At 65.0% G+C, this 17,281-nt stretch carries 15 protein-coding genes; 4 read left to right on the forward strand and 11 right to left on the reverse strand.

Going from position 1 to position 17,281, the window contains the following annotated elements; translation table 11 throughout:
- The 5 genes from MJ956_RS11125 to petA all read right to left on the reverse strand — a co-directional run.
- On the reverse strand, positions 1-827 hold an 827-nt coding region (locus tag MJ956_RS11125), incomplete at its 3' end, for a YHS domain-containing protein (RefSeq protein WP_253964535.1).
- 102 nt (positions 828-929) lie between these two features.
- Positions 930-1,265 carry an SHOCT domain-containing protein gene (locus MJ956_RS11130; RefSeq protein ID WP_162409019.1) on the reverse strand — a complete coding sequence of 112 codons (336 nt, stop codon included), beginning with the start codon at positions 1,263-1,265 and terminating at the stop codon, positions 930-932.
- Positions 1,266-1,516: 251 nt separating this feature from the next.
- On the reverse strand, positions 1,517-1,855 hold the full coding sequence (locus MJ956_RS11135; RefSeq protein ID WP_202913075.1) for a DUF5676 family membrane protein: 339 nt from the start codon (positions 1,853-1,855) through the stop codon (positions 1,517-1,519).
- Complete coding sequence (locus MJ956_RS11140; RefSeq protein WP_253964536.1) at positions 1,848-2,198, reverse strand: YHS domain-containing protein; 351 nt, start codon at positions 2,196-2,198, stop codon at positions 1,848-1,850. Before MJ956_RS11140 ends, MJ956_RS11135 begins: the two co-directional genes overlap by 8 nt.
- 162 nt (positions 2,199-2,360) lie before the next feature.
- Positions 2,361-2,924 carry a ubiquinol-cytochrome c reductase iron-sulfur subunit gene (petA, locus tag MJ956_RS11145; RefSeq protein WP_253964537.1) on the reverse strand — a complete coding sequence of 188 codons (564 nt, stop codon included), beginning with the start codon at positions 2,922-2,924 and terminating at the stop codon, positions 2,361-2,363.
- Between the two features lie 501 nt (positions 2,925-3,425).
- Here petA and MJ956_RS11150 point away from each other — a divergent pair.
- Complete coding sequence (locus tag MJ956_RS11150) at positions 3,426-4,151, forward strand: PRC-barrel domain-containing protein (protein ID WP_253964538.1); 726 nt, start codon at positions 3,426-3,428, stop codon at positions 4,149-4,151.
- A gap of 331 nt (positions 4,152-4,482) precedes the next feature.
- On the opposite strand, the gene MJ956_RS11155 is transcribed toward MJ956_RS11150, so the two are convergent.
- The 6 genes from MJ956_RS11155 to MJ956_RS11180 form a co-directional block, all read right to left on the reverse strand.
- Entirely contained in the window at positions 4,483-5,859 is a 1,377-nt protein-coding gene (locus MJ956_RS11155) for an APC family permease (RefSeq protein WP_253964539.1), read from the reverse strand.
- Positions 5,849-6,166 carry a potassium channel family protein gene (locus tag MJ956_RS11160; protein ID WP_253964540.1) on the reverse strand — a complete coding sequence of 106 codons (318 nt, stop codon included), beginning with the start codon at positions 6,164-6,166 and terminating at the stop codon, positions 5,849-5,851. The genes MJ956_RS11155 and MJ956_RS11160 overlap by 11 nt, the downstream gene beginning before the upstream one ends.
- A 360-nt stretch (positions 6,167-6,526) precedes the next feature.
- Positions 6,527-7,456 carry a carbamate kinase gene (arcC, locus tag MJ956_RS11165; protein WP_253964541.1) on the reverse strand — a complete coding sequence of 310 codons (930 nt, stop codon included), beginning with the start codon at positions 7,454-7,456 and terminating at the stop codon, positions 6,527-6,529.
- A 1-nt stretch (position 7,457) separates the two neighbouring features.
- Positions 7,458-8,459, reverse strand: a complete 1,002-nt coding sequence (argF, locus tag MJ956_RS11170) for an ornithine carbamoyltransferase (protein ID WP_253964542.1) — start codon at positions 8,457-8,459, stop codon at positions 7,458-7,460.
- A gap of 21 nt (positions 8,460-8,480) precedes the next feature.
- Positions 8,481-9,710: an arginine deiminase gene (locus tag MJ956_RS11175; protein ID WP_253964543.1), complete on the reverse strand. Its 1,230-nt coding sequence runs from the start codon at positions 9,708-9,710 to the stop codon at positions 8,481-8,483.
- A 28-nt stretch (positions 9,711-9,738) separates the two neighbouring features.
- Complete coding sequence (locus MJ956_RS11180) at positions 9,739-11,187, reverse strand: YfcC family protein (protein WP_253964544.1); 1,449 nt, start codon at positions 11,185-11,187, stop codon at positions 9,739-9,741.
- A gap of 532 nt (positions 11,188-11,719) precedes the next feature.
- Here MJ956_RS11180 and ppsA point away from each other — a divergent pair.
- From ppsA to glgX, 3 genes are read left to right on the forward strand one after another with little or no spacing between them, the layout of a single operon-like run.
- Entirely contained in the window at positions 11,720-14,140 is a 2,421-nt protein-coding gene (gene ppsA / locus MJ956_RS11185) for a phosphoenolpyruvate synthase (protein ID WP_253964545.1), read from the forward strand.
- Positions 14,137-15,144 (forward strand): hydroxyacid dehydrogenase, encoded by a 1,008-nt coding sequence (locus MJ956_RS11190; RefSeq protein WP_253964546.1) that lies wholly within the window; start codon positions 14,137-14,139, stop codon positions 15,142-15,144. The genes ppsA and MJ956_RS11190 overlap by 4 nt, the downstream gene beginning before the upstream one ends.
- On the forward strand, positions 15,137-17,266 hold the full coding sequence (glgX, locus tag MJ956_RS11195) for a glycogen debranching protein GlgX (RefSeq protein WP_253964547.1): 2,130 nt from the start codon (positions 15,137-15,139) through the stop codon (positions 17,264-17,266). Before MJ956_RS11190 ends, glgX begins: the two co-directional genes overlap by 8 nt.
- Positions 17,267-17,281 lie beyond the last annotated feature (15 nt).

Consider the following 17,281-nt stretch of genomic DNA (forward strand, 5'->3'; position numbering starts at 1 on the left):
GTCTTCGCGGCGAGGTCTAGCAGTGCCCGGATCGCCGAGCCGGTGCGCTCGCGCGCGCGCAGCTCCATCACCTGGCCGAGCAGGACCAGGACAACGATCACCGCGCCGGCCTCGAAATAGACGCCGACATGGCCTTCGGCGTCGCGAAAGCCGGCGGGAAAGATGCCTGGCGCGAGCACGGCGACCACGCTGAAGAGATAGGCCGCGCCGACGCCCATGCCGATCAGCGTGAACATGTTGAGGCTGCGGTTGATCACGGACTTGACGCCGCGCACGAAGAACGGCCAGCCGGCCCACAGGATGACCGGTGTGCCCAGGATGAGCTCGATCCAGAGCGTCGTGCGCTCGCCGAGGACGTCGCGGACGACGCCGAGCCCAACGAAGGGACCCATCGTCAGCACCAGAAGAGGCACGGTGAGCACGGCGCCGACCCAGAACCGCCGCGTGAAATCGCCGAGCTCGGGGTTTGGTCCCTCGTCGGCGGCGGGGATACCCATCGGCTCCAGTGCCATCCCGCAGATCGGGCAGTCGCCCGGCCCGTCGCGCACGATCTCCGGATGCATCGGGCAGGTGTACTTCGTGCCCGGCGGGACGCTTTCGACCGGCGCGCTCGCCGGCTCCAGGTATCTCGCCGGATCGGCCGCGAACTTGTCGTGGCACCTCTGCGAGCAGAAATGGTAGGTCTCGCCCTCATACTGCCGGGTCGGCTTGCCTGCGTTCAACTTAACCGTCATTCCGCAAACCGGATCTTTTGCGGTTCCGCTTGCGACAAGGTCGGGCACATCGCGGTGATGGTGGATGTGATCATGATCCTGGGGCTTATTCATCGCCTCATCCGGTTTATCGGCTGTGTTGACTTTGAAGTGCAGCGGCTGCGGGGAGCTGAAATAGCGCTTGGTCGGCTTCCGTTTCACGGCGAAGCGGCACTCTCAATCAGACAACAGGCGCCTGCGCTTCTCGAACTCCTCCTGATCGATCTCGCCGCGGGCGAAACGCTCTTGAAGGATATCGAGCGGCCGCCTGACTGAAGGCGATCCGGCGCCGTGGGACGTCCCGCCACCCAGCCACCGGACCGCGAGCAGGATCACCAGAATCAACCCGCCCCAGAAAAGGATCATCATGAGGGAGCCGAAAAACATGTGTCCCCATCCCCAGTCCCAGCCGGAATGCCAATAGGTCGGCCGATCGGCCGCGGCCTGTGCCAGCGCCGGCAGCGGCGCCCAGGCTGCCGCCGCTGCCGGCCCAACCGCTTTGAGTCGTTTCATCCTCAAACCCTCCATCGTGCGACCGTGACGGGCACGTTCCGATCTTGGAAACGAGTTCATCTGCTCAGACGCGCCGGACTTGGACGCATTACAGTGCTGCGCTCTCTCGAGTCTGAAGCGTCAGCCTCATGCAGCCGCGGCGGCGGCCGCGGGGCCGTCTCGCCGATCATGATGAGGCTCACGGTGACCGTCGAAGCCGGCTGAGCCCGCTGTTCACGCAGCCATGGAGAGAGGCGCTTTCGCTGGCGAGGTCATGCCCGCTCTCTTCGGCCGCTGCGCGCGGCGAAGAAGTTGTAGAGCGGGCCGAAGACCAGGGCCACGTACCAGCCGTAGGCGAAACTCTCGGCCAGCCCGAGAAGGAAGCTCGGCCAGCTGAGCCAGGTGAAGCCCGGCAGCAGCCGCAGCCAACTCTCATACATCGCCTTCCCGGGGAACAGGAGGTCGAACCCGACGCAGAGGACGAAAGTGACCGCGAGGAACAGACCCAGGCTCATACCGAGCGCGATCACCGGGATCCGGGGCGTGGCCTGGACTGGCAGGGGCGTACCCGAGCGCAGCGCGATGCTCGGAGAAGTTTTTGCATCAGCCATGGCTATTCTCCAGCCGCAGTTGCGGCCCTTGAGCCGCCGGCCCGACGTACTGCTCGGGTACGGCTTCGAATATCTCCCGGCAGTCGCGTGAGCAGAAGTAGTAGACGCTGCCCGCATGGACGCTCGGCTTCGCCGCAGCGGTGCTGACGGTCTTGCCGCAGACGGGATCCACGTCCTCGGCTGGAGGAATCCACCGCAAGGTCCCGGCTCCCCGGCTCTGCGGGTCTCCACCGTCCCGCTCGGCCTTGCCGTGGCCGTGTCCCATGACATGGGCACCGCAACCGAAGCGCAGCATCACGAAGATGACCGCCGCCCAGATCAGAAAATAGAGAAGCTCGCTCATGAAACTACATCCGACATTCTCGGCTTCCTCGGAGGATCGAGAACGGGTGGCGACGCCGTACTCACTTTTGACCCTGCAGCCCGTATAGACGGTGCGATACGGTGATCGTTACAGTCGGCCGCGTGTGTCCGTTCGAATTGGGCGGGCTTCCAGTCCGCCGCGCTAACCGATCCGGACGGCGGTATCGGTGACGAACTCATAGGGCGGGACTTCCAGATTGAGCGGGGCCGGGCCGCGACGGACGCGCCCCGAGCTATCGTAATGGGAGCCGTGACAGGGGCAGAACCAGCCATCCCAGTTTCCGACCGGGTCGCCTTGCCGCTGGCCGAGCGGTACACAGCCGAGATGCGTGCAGATCCCGACGACGATCAGCCACTCCTCCCGCACCACGCGGTCGCCGTCGGTCTGGGGGTCGATCAACTCATTCAGATCGACCGCGCGGGCCTCGGCGATTCGCTCCGGCGGTCGGTGATCGATGAACACCGGCTTGCCGCGCCATTTTACGGTCACGCGCTGGCCGGGTTCGATCGGTGCCAGGTCGACCTCGACGGAGGACACGGCGAGGACGTCGGCAGCGGGATTCATGCTGTCGATGAATGGCCAGAGGGCAGCGGCGCTGCCGACCGCGGCCACGGCGCCCGTGGCCAGGTACAGGAAATCACGGCGGGTGCCGGCGCCGTCCGCCGACCCGTCGTAATAGCGGCTAGAAGCAACAGTCTCGGCCATTGCTCTTCCTCCTGTCGGTGCCATGGTAGCGTCCGACGTCACGGATAAAGACGCGGCTCGAAGCACTTTCTTACGGCGGGTCCTCCCACCGCCCCGGAGCCGCGCGTCGACCTGGCGGAACCAAGGAACCGCGTCGGCAATGCGTGCGTGGGTGGGAAGGACGCACGCCCCAGGTGTAATGCGTCGTCCTCGGCGACGTCAGTTAGAGACGGTGAAGGCAATCTGGCCTGTCCGGAGAAACCGGCATGCGCTGAAGTGCATGCGGCAACGGGCTCGGCAGGCTTTCCGTGCCGGAAACCGTCGGAGGCCGTCGCCCGGCATCACTCCGGCTCTTCGGGTGGATATCCGAGGGGAAACGTCCCGGCGGATCCACGACGAAGTCATCAGAGGAGCATCGGCGATCCTCGCCTCGCCGATTTGAATGGAGGAAAGACACCATGCATACGTCTCGACTTGTCGCTTTAGCCTTCGTCGCCGCCGCTGGCGGTCCGTGCGGCCGATGTGGAGAGCCTGCCGGATGGAGCCTCTCAACAGGGGCAGGTGGCGCAGCAATGTCTGGCAGACCTGCGGGCGTTCGAGGATGAGCTTGCAGGTGTCGGGTTCGGCGTCTTGGCGCCAACCGGATACGGCACAGGGTACGGCAGCTACGGTATGGGCTATGGCATGTCCGGAACGCCGCGGCAGAAGATGCAGTCGCTCCGCGACGCCGCCTATGTCTATGCCTTCGACGGCGACGAGCAATCCTGCCAGACAGTGCTCGCGTCAATGCGCCAGGTCTATCAGGAGCACCAGAAGCTGGTCGGCCCCGAGAGCGACGACCCGGATGCGCGGAGGACTTGGCGTCGCGCGCACCTGGCGCAGGCGACCCCCGTCACGGAGATGGACAGCCTGATGCGCGCGTATATCGTCATCGGCGCCGACATCCGCACGCCCCAGGACCAGGAGCTGGGGGAGATCGAAGACGTCGTCTTGGATCCGGCTCGGCAGACGATCGCCTACGTCCTGGCCTCGCGTGGCGGCTTCCTCGGTTTGGGTGGAGAGCTTGTCGCCGTTCGCTGGTCCGATCTTCGCGCCACGACAGACCATGAGATCTATGTGCTCGATGCGTCCCCTGAAGCGTTCGCAGCAGCGCCGAAGGTCGAACGGGGGAGCTTCGATCAGACGTCGGGCGACAACTGGCGCAGCAATCTGGATCAGTACTGGGCTGGTGTCGTTGGGAAGCGGTGAGGCGACGCCGCTCTGGGGCAGGCGGCGTCCACCACCTATCAGGCAGGAGCGATCTCGCGCTCCAGTTCGGGATCGCCTCCAGGATGTCGCGATTCGAATAGCGCAGGATCGCCGTCGCGCTTCCTGCCCCTTCACTACGGTGGGAGGGACCGCCCTTCTCGGCCGTCCCGGTCGCGCGGGCCGTTCCTTAGGCTGAACGGCTGCATTCTGCCGATGACGTCCGCCGTCGGGTAAGTTTCCTTCCCGTCGAGGCGGCGGCGAATCTGATCGATGCCGGCCCGGTCCGGTGTTCCCACGCCACAAATTAGCCGAACGTGCGGAGTTTCACGCTTCAGTGATCGGCGTGCGGCTTCCCGGCAGTCCAGCGTGATAAGAAGATTCGCTCATACGCGAAGACCGCGGTGATGGCCACGACAGCGATGACCACGATGAGCGGGTCGGATTGCAGTTTCGTGGCGCCGAAGACGCCGAGCACCAGCGTGTCGAGGGCGATGGCCGTGACCAGCACCCAGCCACTCGCGCCGATCTCCTGGCGCAGCCGGCGGAACACGCCCCAGTGGATCAGGATGTCCATCACCAGATAGAAGAAGGCGCCGAGCGAGGCGATGCGGCTGAGGTCGAAGAACACCGTCAGCAGCCCCGCGATCACCACCGTGTAGACCAGCGTGTGCTCGCGGATCGGACCGGACATGCCGAAATGGCTGTGCGGAATCATCTCCATCTCGGTCAGCATCGCCAGCATGCGCGAGACCGCGAAGACGCTGGCGAGCAGACCCGAGGCGGTGGCGACGACCGCGAGCGCGATGGTGAAGTAGAACCCGTAAGGACCGAGCGCCGGCTCCGCCGCCTCTGCCAGCGAATAGTCCTTGGCGGCGACGATCTCGTCCAGCGAGAGGCTCGAGCCGACCGCGAACGCGACGAGCAGGTAGACGACCACGCAGATCGCGATGGAGAAGACGATCGTGCGGCCGACATTGCGGTGCGGATCGACGATCTCGGCGCCGCTGTTGGTGATCGTGGTGAAACCTTTGAACGCGAGGATCGACAACGCGATCGACGCCGTAAAGCCGGCGATCGGGATGGTTTCCGGCGAACCGGATGCCGGCGCGAACGCAAACCCGCTGGCCGCGAGCGCCGCGATGCCGAAGACCGCGATGCCGCCGATCTTCAGGAACGCCATGACCACGGAGAACAGACCGACGGAGCGGTTGCCCGATATGTTGACCAGGTAGGCGAAGACGATCAGCCCGACGCCGAGCACTGGCACAAGGGTACTACCGGCATCCAGATTGAATGGCCGGAGGACATAGGTGCCGAAGGTGCGGGCGACGAGGCTCTCGTTGATCACCATGGAGAGCGCCATCAGCAGCGATGCCGCCGCCGCAATCGCGCCGGGTCCATAAGCCTTCTGCAGGATCATCGCGATCCCGCCGGCGGACGGGAAAGCGTTCGACATCTTGACATAGGTATAGGCGCTGAAGCCGGTCACGATCCCGCCCGCAACGAAGGAGAGCGGGAACAAGGGTCCCGCTAGTTCCGCGATCTGCCCGGTGAGCGCGAAGATGCCCGCGCCGATCATGACGCCGGTTCCCATCGAGACGGCGCCGGTGAGGCTGATGCTGTTCGCCTGGTAATCGGATTTCATCGTGTGTCCGTCTGTCTCGATTCCGGCGTGGCCCGGAAAGGTGTCATGGATGTCATGGCGCATTTCCGCCGGGCTTCCTATCCGCCGCGAGGCCGCCCGGCTCGGTGCAAGGCTGCCAGGGCCAGAGATGCCCCATGACGATATAGATGAAAGAGCCCGACCAAGCGATCAATAGGAGACCGTTCAAGGCCTCGACACCGGTGATGAATCGAAAGTGGCCGCTGGGAAAGACGTCGCCGAGTCCCAGCGAGGTATAGCTCACGATCGAAAAATAGAAATAGTCGAGCGGATCGGCGATGGTCCGACCGCCGAAGTCGCCGAGGGCAAGCGCACCACTGGCGAGCGCATAGGCGCCCGCGTACACAGCCACTTCGATGAGGTAACCACGAATGCTACGAGCACGATGGCCAGAATACTTATGTCGGCGGTCATCGCGATGTGCGCCACGCCGCCGGAGAGCCAACGGAGAACAGAGTAGTGAAGGAGGAATGTCGCGAGGACGAGTGACACTGCCATGAATACTCCAATAATCACCTTCGAATCCCGTTTTAACAGAATAGATTGGATTTCTTCGATCCGTCTTCAGCGACTGCGCATATCGAAGAAAGGTCGAGGCGAAGCTGAATTGAGCCGTGCAAACTGATTAGGGAGTCAAATCGTATTAAACGGGAAAAGCCATAAGCGTACGACGGAATTATACGGAGAGCGAGAATTCCCGACGTCCGAATCTTCATGAACGTTCCCCGCCATCTCCTCCTACGATCACCGTTCCCGATGCGCGTTCCAGGATTTTTGCTGCGTCCGCAAGCCGGCCGATGCCGGCCATCGCGCCGCCGGTGCGGACGAACCGGCTGGCGGCCTCCACCTTGGGACCCATCGACCCAACGGGAAGGTCAAGCTGCGCGATTTCTTCCGGCGATGCCGTGCGAATAGGGGTGGCCTGCGGCGTGCCCCAATCGCGGTGGACGGCCTCGACGTCGGTCAGCAGCAATAGCGCGTCGGCGCCCAATTCCTCTGCAAGGAGGGCACTGGCGCGGTCTTTATCGATCACCGCCTCGATGCCCACCAAAGAGCCGTTCTGGCGCCGGACCACCGGAATGCCGCCGCCGCCGGTGCAGATCACGATCACCTCGCGCTCGATCAGGAACTTGATGACGCGCAGATCCGGTATCTCCAGGGGCGTCGGCGAAGCCACAACGCGTCGCCAGTGTGACCCGTCGGGCGCGATCCGCCAGCCGCGCGCCTCGGCAAGCCGGCGGGCTTCCCCCTCATCATAGACCGGACCAACCGGCTTGGTGGGGTTGGCGAAGGCTGGATCGTGCGGATCGACGACGATCTGCGTCAACAGCGTCACGACGGGCACCGCGTGATCGAGCGCATTCTCCAGCTCCTGCTCGATTAGATAGCCGATCATGCCCCCCGTCTCGGCGCCCAGCACGTCTAGCGGGTAGGCTTCGTCCGGCTTGTAGGCTGCGCCCTGAAGCGCGAGGAGGCCGACCTGCGGCCCGTTGCCATGCGTGACAACGAGACAATGGCCCGCGCGAACGATCTCAGCCAGCGAGGCGGCAGCGCGTTTGACGTTCTCGCGCTGCGCTTCGGCGGTCATCGGCTCGCCGCGCCGCAGAAGCGCGTTGCCACCCAAGGCCACGACGACCAGCATCTCAGTCACCGATCGTGGCGACGAGTACCGCCTTGATCGTGTGCATGCGGTTCTCGGCCTGGTCGAAGACGATCGAGGCCGGGCTCTCGAACACCTCGTCGGTTACCTCCATCGCATCGATGCCGAACTTTTCCGCGATGTCCGCACCGACGCTCGTCGCTGTGTCGTGGAAGGCGGGCAGGCAATGCATGAATTTCGCGCGGGGATTGCCGGTCTTGCTCATCAGGTCGGCGTTCACCTGATAGGGCATCAAAAGGTCGATGCGTTCGGCCCATTTTTCCGCCGGTTCTCCCATCGAGACCCAAACGTCGGTGTAGACGAAATCCACCCCGTCGACGGCCCGATCGATGTCGTCGGTGACCATCACGCGTGCACCGGTCTGCCCGGCGATCGTTTCGGCTTCGTCGCGGATCGCATCCGCCGGCCAGCAGGCTTTGGGCGCGCACAGCCGCACGTCCATTCCCATCTTGGCGCCGCCGATGAGAAGGCTGTCGCCCATGTTGTTGCCCGCATCCCCGACAAAGACATAGGCGATCTCGCGCAATGCCTTGCCGGACTGTTCCTGCATGGTGAGGAGGTCGGCCAGGATCTGGGTCGGATGGAACTCGTCGGTGAGGCCGTTGTAGACTGGCACGCCGGCATAGGCGGCCAGTTCCTCGACGATCGTCTGCCCGAAGCCGCGATATTCGATCGCGTCATAGACCCGACCGAGCACCCGCGCGGTATCCTTCACCGTCTCCTTGTGTCCGAGATGGCTGCCCGACGGACCGAGATAGGTGACCGTGGCACCCTGATCGTGCGCCGCGACCTCGAAGCCAACGCGGGTGCGCGTGGAATCCTTCTCGAAGATCAGCGCGATCTCCTTGCCTTTTAGTCGCGGCTGCTCGTAGCCGGCGTATTTTGCGGCCTTGAGATCGGCGGCAAGCTTCAACAGAAAGGCGATTTCCTCCGGATCGAAATCGCGCAGGGTTAGAAAGCTGCGGTTCTTCAAATTGAACGACATCAACTCGTCCTTCTCTTCGGTTCAGACTGCGTCGCGGATTGTCGGGCAGCTCATGCAATGTCCGCCACCACGGCCCCGTCCAAGCTCTGCTCCCGGGATGGCCAGCACCTCGATACCGGCGGCTTTCAGGGCGGCATTGGTGTCATCGTTGCGGTCGTAGCCGATCACCACGCCAGGGCGCAGTGCCAATACGTTGTTGCCGTCGTTCCATTGCTCGCGCGCACGCTCTTCCTCGGTGTCACCACCGGTGGGCACGATCTGAAGCTTCCGGTAGCCGAGAACCTCCGCCACGATCTCGAAGATCGGGCGCGGATCGTGTCGGAATGAAAGGGGAGCCTTGCCTTCGCCGGGGCGGATATCATAGCAGACCAGCTCTTCCGCGACCTCCTTGAAGGTCGTGACCACATCGCCGCCGCAGAGCGTGAAGATCGTGTCCAAATGCATCGCGGCACGCGATTTCGGGATACGAAACGCCACCACGCGATCGGCGACGCCGTCGGCGAACAGCTTTTTGGCGAGTTGACCGATACCCTGCGGCGACGACCTTTCGCCCATACCAACCAGAACGGTGCGCTTGCCGACCGGCATCACGTCACCGCCTTCAAGCGTTGCGAGACCGTGGTCCCGCGTCGGGTCACCCCAGTGGATCGTCACCTTGCCCGCGAATTTCGGATGGAATTTGTAGATCGCGGCGTTGAGCAGAGTTTCGGGCCGGCGTGCCGGCCAATACATCGGGTTGACCGTCACACCATCGTAGATCCAAGCCGAATTATCCCGGGTGAACAGCGCATTGGGCAGCGGCGGAAGGATGAAGCCGTGATGACCGAGATAGCTACCGAAAAGCCCGCTCGGCTTGAACGGAAGATCGGCGGCGGTCAGCCCGCCGAGCAGATGTACCGCCAGTGTGGCGCCGGGCAATTCGTTCATCCAGGCCCGCAGTTCGGACCTCATGCCGACACCGATCTGATCCGCGGTAATCCGTTGGTCGAGCACCCAGGCACGGCCTTCCACGGATTCCAGCGTTTCGGCCAGAAGGACATTGACATCCAACACTTCAACGCCTTCGTCACGCATCACACCGGAAAAGACATCGTGGTCCTTCTGGGCCTGCTTGACCCAGAAAACATCGTCGAACAGCAGTGCCTCGCGATTGGCTGGCGTCAGTCGTCGGTGCGCCAGACCCGGGCGGCAGACGATCACCTGCCGCAGTTTTCCGGTTTCGGAATGAACGCCGAAGCTTTGATCGGACATGGGTTTTTCCTTGGCTGGAAATTGACAGTCACAGCAGCGCGGCAACGCTGAGCGACGCCGCAATGAAGACGACGAGGATCAGCAGCAGCGGCCAGATGAACAGGAGCCAGCGTTCATAGGGGACGCGACCGATGGCCAGCCCGCCGATCACCACCGCGAATGTCGGGTTGATCAGATTCACCAGTCCGTTGGCCGACTGGAAGGCGGTGACGACGAGGTCGCGCCCGACGCCGGCGAAATCGGCCAGCGGCGCCAAAATCGGCATCGACAGAACCGCCAGCCCCGACGAGGATGGAACCAGGAAGCTCATCGCTGTCTCGATGCCGAACATGGCGCTGATGAAGGCAATCTCCGACAGGCCACTGATCGCCTGTTCCGACCAGAGGAGGATGGTGTCGGATATCCGCCCCTGCTCCATGATCACCACGATGCCGCGGGCAAGCCCGATCACCAGCGCGACGCCAAGCAGGTCGCGCGCGCCATCGATGAAGGCCCCGGTGAACCGCTTCTCGCCCATCCACGCGATGATACCGACGACGAGCGACGCCCCTAGAAACAGGGCACCCATCCGCGCCATCCACCAGCCCTGGCTCGAGACGCCCCAGATCATGACCGCGAAGGTCGCCGCGAAAACGATGAGCACGAGCTTCTGCCGAGCGCTAAGGCTGGCATCGATTCCTGTCGCGGTGTCCTTGGAGAGAAAGTATCGCTCGTTGCTCTCCTTCATCGAACTGACGACGGAGCGTGCCGGATCCGCCTTTACGCGCGCCGCGTATCGCATGACGAACGCCACCGAGAGGGCGAAGCCGCCGATCAGGATCACTAGCCGCAAAGCGAGCCCGTCGGTGAAAGGAATGGCGGCGGCATTGGAGGCGATGATTGTCGCGAACGGGTTGATCGTCGAGCCGAGCACGCCGATCCCGGCCCCGATCAGGATGATAGCGACACCGGTCACGCTATCGTAGCCGGCGGCCAGTACTAGCGGAATGAGGATTGGGTAGAAGGCCAGCGTCTCCTCGGCCATGCCATAGGTCGTGCCGCCGGCGGCAAAGAGTACCATCAGGATGGGGATCATCCATTTCTCGTGGCCACGAAGCGCGCGCATGGCCGCGGCGATCCCCGTATCGACGGCGCCCGTCGCGTTGACGACGCCGAGGAAACCGCCGATCACCAATACGAACAGCGCAACGTCGATGGCATTCGCCACATTGCTGTCCGGGTCGTAGAAGCCGGCGATTGGCGCCAGCAGAACCTCGATGGGACCCTGAGGATTGGCTTCGACCTGTTGATAGGTTCCGGCAACCGCGATCTCGCGGCCCACTGCCTCGTTCATGGCGCGGTCGTATTGTCCGGCCGGAATGAACCAGGTCAGCGCGGCCATCAGGACGATCAGGCCGAACAGGATCGTGAATGCGGTCGGAAAGCGTGACGCGAGCGCGGGTTGGTCGCCATTGGTTCTTGTCGAGACATCCGACATGAGACTCTCCTCGTTGCGGTCGCCCAATCATGAAAGGGCCGCCACGGCCTTGGCCCCTTGGCCCCTGCTGAAGCCGATATGACGATAAAGACGCGTTGGAGTGAGGAGCCTTACAGCGTCGCTGTGTTTGGGAGCGCGACGTCGGCTCGTAGCTGCGCCGTACCGCCTCGACTCCGCGATGCAGGCACGGGGAACTGAATTGGCGCAAGGGGGCGCCGCCTGGTATGCCTTTGACGCTCCATCACGCCGTGGTCCCCAGCGCAACAGCTCCTTTCGCAGCGATCGCCCACTCCCTCGCGTGCCCTCCGGTCGGGGCCTTTCAGACCTGCCGATGAATTTCTGTGACCGGCGGGCGCCTTCGCGCCTCCCGGAGCGTCGCGGCGCCGCTGTAAGGCACGACGCCCAGTCGCGTCCTTGAACGAGAAGCCGATCTGCCACCGATCAGGACCGAAAGCGCCCGGTTCGCTCAAGGCCGAAGTGGGGCGGCACGGAGGCGGCGCAGGATCTCGGCCCGATCACGAGGAGCACAGCGATGACCGAACAACGCACAGCCTGGTTCGACACCCTGACCGTACGCGATGTCCCGCTTGTCGGCGGCAAGAACGCGTCGCTTGGCGAAATGGTCCGTACGCTGAAGGACAAGGGCGTGCGGGTTCCCGATGGCTTCGCCACCACGGCCGCCGCCTTCCGTGAGTACGTCGCGGCCAACGGCCTCGAGGCGGAGCTGCGCGCGCGCATCGAGGCGCTGAAAAGCGGCAAGGCTTCGCTGCACGAGACCGGGGAGTCGATCCGCCGGCTGTTTCTCGACTCCGAGTTCCCGGACCCGATCGCTGAGGAGATCCGCGAGGCCTATCGTGAGCTGTCCCGGCGCGGCGAGCAGAGAGAGGTCGGCGTCGCCGTGCGCTCCAGCGCCACTGCCGAGGACCTGCCGCAGGCGAGCTTCGCCGGTCAGCAGGAGACTTTTCTCAACGTGCGCGGCGAGCGCGCCCTGCTCGACGCCTGCCGGCGCTGCTATGCCTCGCTGTTCACCGACCGCGCGATCAGCTACCGCGAGACTCAGGGTTTCGATCATCTGGAGGTGGCGCTGTCCATCGGCGTCCAGCGGATGGTCCGCTCGGATCTGGCAGGCTCGGGGGTCATGTTCTCGATCGATACCGAGACCGGCTTCCGTGGTGTCGCGGTGATCAGCGCCGCCTGGGGGCTCGGCGAGACCGTGGTCCAGGGCGCCGTCGATCCCGACAAGTACCTGGTGTTCAAGCCCTTGCTCGGCGACGGCCGCCATACGCCGATCATCGAGAAGACGCTCGGCGCAAAGGAGACGAAGATGGTCTACGCGACGGGCGGCAGCACCCGCACCGCGACGGTCGCGACCACCCAGAAGGAGCGGCAGGCCTTCGTCCTCGACGAGCCGGAGATCCTGGAGCTCGGGCGGTGGGCGGCGACCATCGAGGACCACTACGGCCGCCCGATGGACATGGAATGGGCCAAGGACGGCGAGACGGGCGAACTCTACATGGTCCAGGCGCGGCCGGAGACGGTGCAGTCCTCCCGGCAGACCAGCCAGTTCAGGACCTTTCGGCTGAAAGAGAAGGGCATGCCGATCCTCACCGGCTCGGCGATCGGCGAGGCGATCTCCGCCGGTCCCGTCTGCGCCATCCGCAGCGCCGCCGACATCGACCGCTTCCGCGACGGCGCCATCCTGGTCACGGGGATGACCGACCCGGACTGGGTGCCGATCATGAAGAGGGCGGCCGGCATCATCACCGACCATGGCGGCACGACCAGCCACGCCGCCATCGTCAGCCGCGAGCTCGGCGTCCCCGCCATCGTCGGCACCGGCCACGGCACCGAGCTGCTGCACGACGGGCAGGAGATCACCCTCTCCTGCGCCGAGGGCGACCAGGGCGTGGTCTATGACGGCATCCTGTCTTTCGAGGCGACCGAGGTGGACCTGTCGGACCTGCCCGAGACCCGCACGGCGATGCTGGTGAACATCGCGAGCCCGGCCGCCGCCTTCCGCTGGTGGCGCCTGCCGGCCAAGGGAGTCGGGCTGGCGCGGATGGAGTTCATCATCAACAACCTGATCAAGATCCACCCGATGGCGCTGATCCACCCGGAGCGGGTGGAGGATCCGGCGGCGCGGCGCGAGATCCGCGACCTCACCCGCGGTTGGGAAGACGCGAAGGACTATTTCGTCGAGACGCTGGCGCTCGGCATCGCCAAGCTCGCCGCACCCTATCATCCGCACCCGGTGATCGTGCGCTTGAGTGACTTCAAGACCAACGAGTATGCCCATCTCCTCGGCGGTGCCGCCTTCGAACCCGAGGAGGAGAACCCGATGCTCGGCTGGCGCGGCGCCTCGCGCTATTACGACGAGCGCTACCGCGATGGCTTCGCCCTCGAATGCCGCGCACTTAAAAAGGTGCGCGAGAGGATCGGGCTGACCAATGTCATCCTCATGGTGCCGTTCTGCCGGACGCCGGAGGAGGCGGACCGCGTGCTGGCAGTCATGGCCGAGAACGGGCTGTCGCGCGGCGAGAACGGCCTCGAAATTTACATGATGTGCGAGATCCCGGCGAACGTGTTCCTGGCGGAGGAGTTCGCGGAACGCTTCGACGGCTTCTCTATCGGCTCGAACGACCTGACCCAGCTCGTGCTCGGGGTGGACCGTGACTCGGGCGAGCTCGCGCCGCTGTTCGACGAGCGCAACGAGGCGGTCAAGCGCGCGGTGCGGGAGGCGATCGCCAAGGCGCACGCAGCCGGCATCAAGATCGGCATCTGCGGCCAGGCGCCGAGCAACTATCCCGAATTCGCCGCCTTCCTGGTCGAGGAGGGGATCGATTCAATCTCGCTTAATCCCGACAGCTTCGTCGCCACCGTGCGCCGCGTGGCAGAAGAGGAGGAGCGGCTCGGCGCGGCGACGGCACCCCGCGCGGGCGAGGCTGTACGATGAAGGTTGTCGTCTTCGAGACCGAGGAATGGGAGCACCAGGCCTGCCTGCGGCTGAAGCCGGCGCACGAACTGAGTTGCACGCGCGAGCCCCTCGATGCTCGCACGGCCGCAGCTCACGCGGACGCCGAGATCGTCAGCACCTTCGTTAACTCGAAGCTCGGCGCCGACGTGCTGGCGCAGTTCCCTTCGCTCAAGCTGATCGCCACCCGCTCAACCGGCTTCGACCATATCGACCTCGGCTGGTGTGCCGCGCACGGTGTGGCGGTGGCGAATGTGCCCGACTACGGCGATTCGACCGTGGCGGAGCATGCCTTTGCGCTGCTCCTCGCCGTGGCGCGGAACCTGGTCGAGGCGGTCGAGCGGACCCGCCGCGGCAACTTCTCGCAGGCGGGGCTGCGCGGCTTCGAGTTGCGCGGGAAGACGCTCGGCGTGATCGGCACGGGGCGGATCGGGCGGCGCGCGATCGAGATCGCCCGCGGCTTCGGCATGACGGTCATCGCCCACGATCTCTACCCAGACGCTGACGCGGCGAGCCGTGTCGGCTTCTGCTATGCCGACCTCGACGAGGTGCTGGCTGCGGCGGACGCGCTGACGCTCCACGTGCCGGCGACGCCGGGCTCCGCGAGCCTGATCTCCGACCGCGAGTTCGGCCTGATGAAGCCGGGCGCGATCCTGATCAACACGGCGCGCGGCAATGTCGTCGACGTGCCGGCGTTGGTCCGGGCGCTTTCCGACGGGAGGCTGCGGGCGGCCGGGCTCGACGTCCTGCCGCAGGAGCCGCTGATCCGCGAGGAGGCGCAGATCTTCCGCGAGGCGTGGACCGAAGGCCACGACCTGAAGGCGCTCGTCGCCAACCATGTGCTGCTGCGCTTCCCGAACGTGATCGTCACACCGCACAACGCCTACAACACGGAAAGCGCGGTGCGACGCATCATCGAGACCACGCTGGAGAACATCGAGGCCTTCGTCCGTGGCGAGCCGCGCAATTTGGTCACCCATGGCTGACGACAAGGCCGCCGGAGCGCCCGCCGGTGTCCATGGGAGGCGTCAGGCGCCGCCTCCATCACACGAACCGGCACAGGCAGCTTCCGCACCGGCGGAGCCGGACGGCGGCCCCGTCCAGATCGACCGCGGTGAGCCGCTACCGCTCGGGCTGCACGATTGCCGCGACGGCTTAAACGTCGCGGTGTTCAGCCGGCACGCCACGAGCATGACCCTGCTTCTGTACGAGACGGCCGGCGGGACCCAGCCGAGCGCCCGATTCCCTCTCAATGCGCGGCGTCACCGGACCGGTGACATCTGGCATGTTAGCCTGACCGGCGGTCTCGGCGGAAAGCTCTACGCTCTTCGAGCCGACGGGCCTCGCTCGGGGGCTGGCGGAGACGACTTCGATCCGCATCGAACGCTGCTCGATCCCTACGCCGCCTCCGTCACCGGCCTGTCTCCCAACTCGCATGGTCGCTGCGTGATCGCCGACCAAAGCTTCGACTGGGCCGACGACGCACCGCTCCGCCATCCCTGGAGCGAGACGATCCTCTACGAGACTCATGTGCGCGGGCTCACGATCGACGCATCCTCCGGCGTTCGCCGGCGGGGGGAATATCTCGGCGTCGTCGAGAAGATCCCCTATTTCCGGGAGCTCGGCATCACCGCCCTCGAATTGATGCCGGTCCAGGCCTTCGACCCGGAGGCGGCCGAAGGGCTCAACCCGCTGAGCGGCGAGCGGCTGCGCGACTACTGGGGCTACAATCCAGTCGCCCTGTTCGCGCCGATGCCGGGCTATGCCGGCGATGTCGCGCCGGGTGGCGATCTCATCGCCTTCAAGACCATGGTCCGCGAGCTTCACCGGGCAGGCATCGAGATCATCCTCGACGTCGTCTTCAACCACACGGCGGAAGGGGGAAGGAACGGTCCGACCTACAGCTTCCGGGGGCTCGACGACGCGATCTATTACATCCTGACGCCCAATGGGGAATACGTGGACTATACCGGCTGCGGCAACACGCTGAACTGCAACCATCCGGTGGTGCGCAGCATGGTCGTCGACTGCCTGCGGCACTGGGTGATCCACTGCCACGTCGACGGCTTCCGCTTCGACCTCGCCTCGGTGCTCGGGCGGGATGAGCAAGGCAACCTGCTGGCGAATCCGCCTCTGCTCGAACAGATCGCCGAGGACCCGATCCTGCGCGACGTCAAGCTGATCGCCGAAGCCTGGGATGTCGGAGGCGCCTTCCAGGTCGGCCGCTTCCCCGGCCGACGCTGGGCCGAGTGGAACTGCCACTTCCGCGACGATGTCCGCCGCTTCTGGCGCGGCGACCCGGGCATGACCGGGGGGTTGGCGACCCGCCTCGCCGGCAGCAGCGATCTCTATCAGCCGGGCGGCGAAAGCCCGCTCAACAGCATCAACTTCATCACCAGCCACGACGGCTTCACGCTCAACGACCTCGTCAGCTACGCGCGCAAGCACAACGAGGCGAACGGCGAGGACAACCGTGACGGCCTCGACGAGAACTACAGCGACAACAACGGCGCCGAAGGACCGACCGACGATCCGCACATCGAAGCGATGCGGCTGCGCCGGATCAGGAACCTGCTCGCCACGCTCCTGCTCTCGCGCGGCGTGCCGATGCTGCTCGGCGGCGACGAGTTCCGCCGCACGCAGGCGGGCAACAACAACGCCTATTGCCAGGACAATGCGATCTCCTGGTACGACTGGTCGCTGGCGGAGCGGAATGGCGAGCTCGTGCAGTTCGTTCGGCGGCTGATCGCGCTGCGCAAGGCGCATCCGGTCCTGCGCTCCGAAACTTTCTACACGGACGGGGAGATCAACTGGTTCGGACCAGCAGGGCAAGAGCCCGACTGGAACGGGGCCGACAACCGGCTCGGCTGTCTCGTGCGGGGCAGCGACGTGGCACTCTGCCTGCTCTTCAACGGCTCTCCTGCCCGATGCCGGTTCGTCGTGCCGGCGCCGCCAGGGGGAGGATGGGAGGTGGTGATCGACACGTCGAAGGAGCAAACCACCGCCGACGCTTCGTTCGGCGCCGGACACCGGATGAATGCTGCGGGCGAGATCTGGCTCGAGGCGTGCACGACAGTCGTCGCTGTCAGCCGCTCCAAGGAAGCGTAGCTCAGAAACCTGAGG

Origin of the sequence: Aurantimonas marianensis (assembly GCF_024195285.1) — a bacterium.
GTDB lineage: Bacteria > Pseudomonadota > Alphaproteobacteria > Rhizobiales > Rhizobiaceae > Aurantimonas > Aurantimonas marianensis.

Coding starts and splice junctions, on each gene's coding strand:
- MJ956_RS11175 (WP_253964543.1), bottom strand. CDS start 9,710: ATGTCCGATCAAAGCTTCGGCGTTCATTCCGAAACCGGAAAACTGCGG.
- MJ956_RS11130 (WP_162409019.1), bottom strand. CDS start 1,265: ATGAAACGACTCAAAGCGGTTGGGCCGGCAGCGGCGGCAGCCTGGGCG.
- ppsA (WP_253964545.1), top strand. CDS start 11,720: ATGACCGAACAACGCACAGCCTGGTTCGACACCCTGACCGTACGCGAT.
- MJ956_RS11190 (WP_253964546.1), top strand. CDS start 14,137: ATGAAGGTTGTCGTCTTCGAGACCGAGGAATGGGAGCACCAGGCCTGC.
- MJ956_RS11135 (WP_202913075.1), bottom strand. CDS start 1,855: ATGGCTGATGCAAAAACTTCTCCGAGCATCGCGCTGCGCTCGGGTACG.
- glgX (WP_253964547.1), top strand. CDS start 15,137: ATGGCTGACGACAAGGCCGCCGGAGCGCCCGCCGGTGTCCATGGGAGG.
- MJ956_RS11180 (WP_253964544.1), bottom strand. CDS start 11,187: ATGTCGGATGTCTCGACAAGAACCAATGGCGACCAACCCGCGCTCGCG.
- petA (WP_253964537.1), bottom strand. CDS start 2,924: ATGGCCGAGACTGTTGCTTCTAGCCGCTATTACGACGGGTCGGCGGAC.
- arcC (WP_253964541.1), bottom strand. CDS start 7,456: ATGCTGGTCGTCGTGGCCTTGGGTGGCAACGCGCTTCTGCGGCGCGGC.
- MJ956_RS11140 (WP_253964536.1), bottom strand. CDS start 2,198: ATGAGCGAGCTTCTCTATTTTCTGATCTGGGCGGCGGTCATCTTCGTG.
- MJ956_RS11155 (WP_253964539.1), bottom strand. CDS start 5,859: ATGCGCCATGACATCCATGACACCTTTCCGGGCCACGCCGGAATCGAG.
- argF (WP_253964542.1), bottom strand. CDS start 8,459: ATGTCGTTCAATTTGAAGAACCGCAGCTTTCTAACCCTGCGCGATTTC.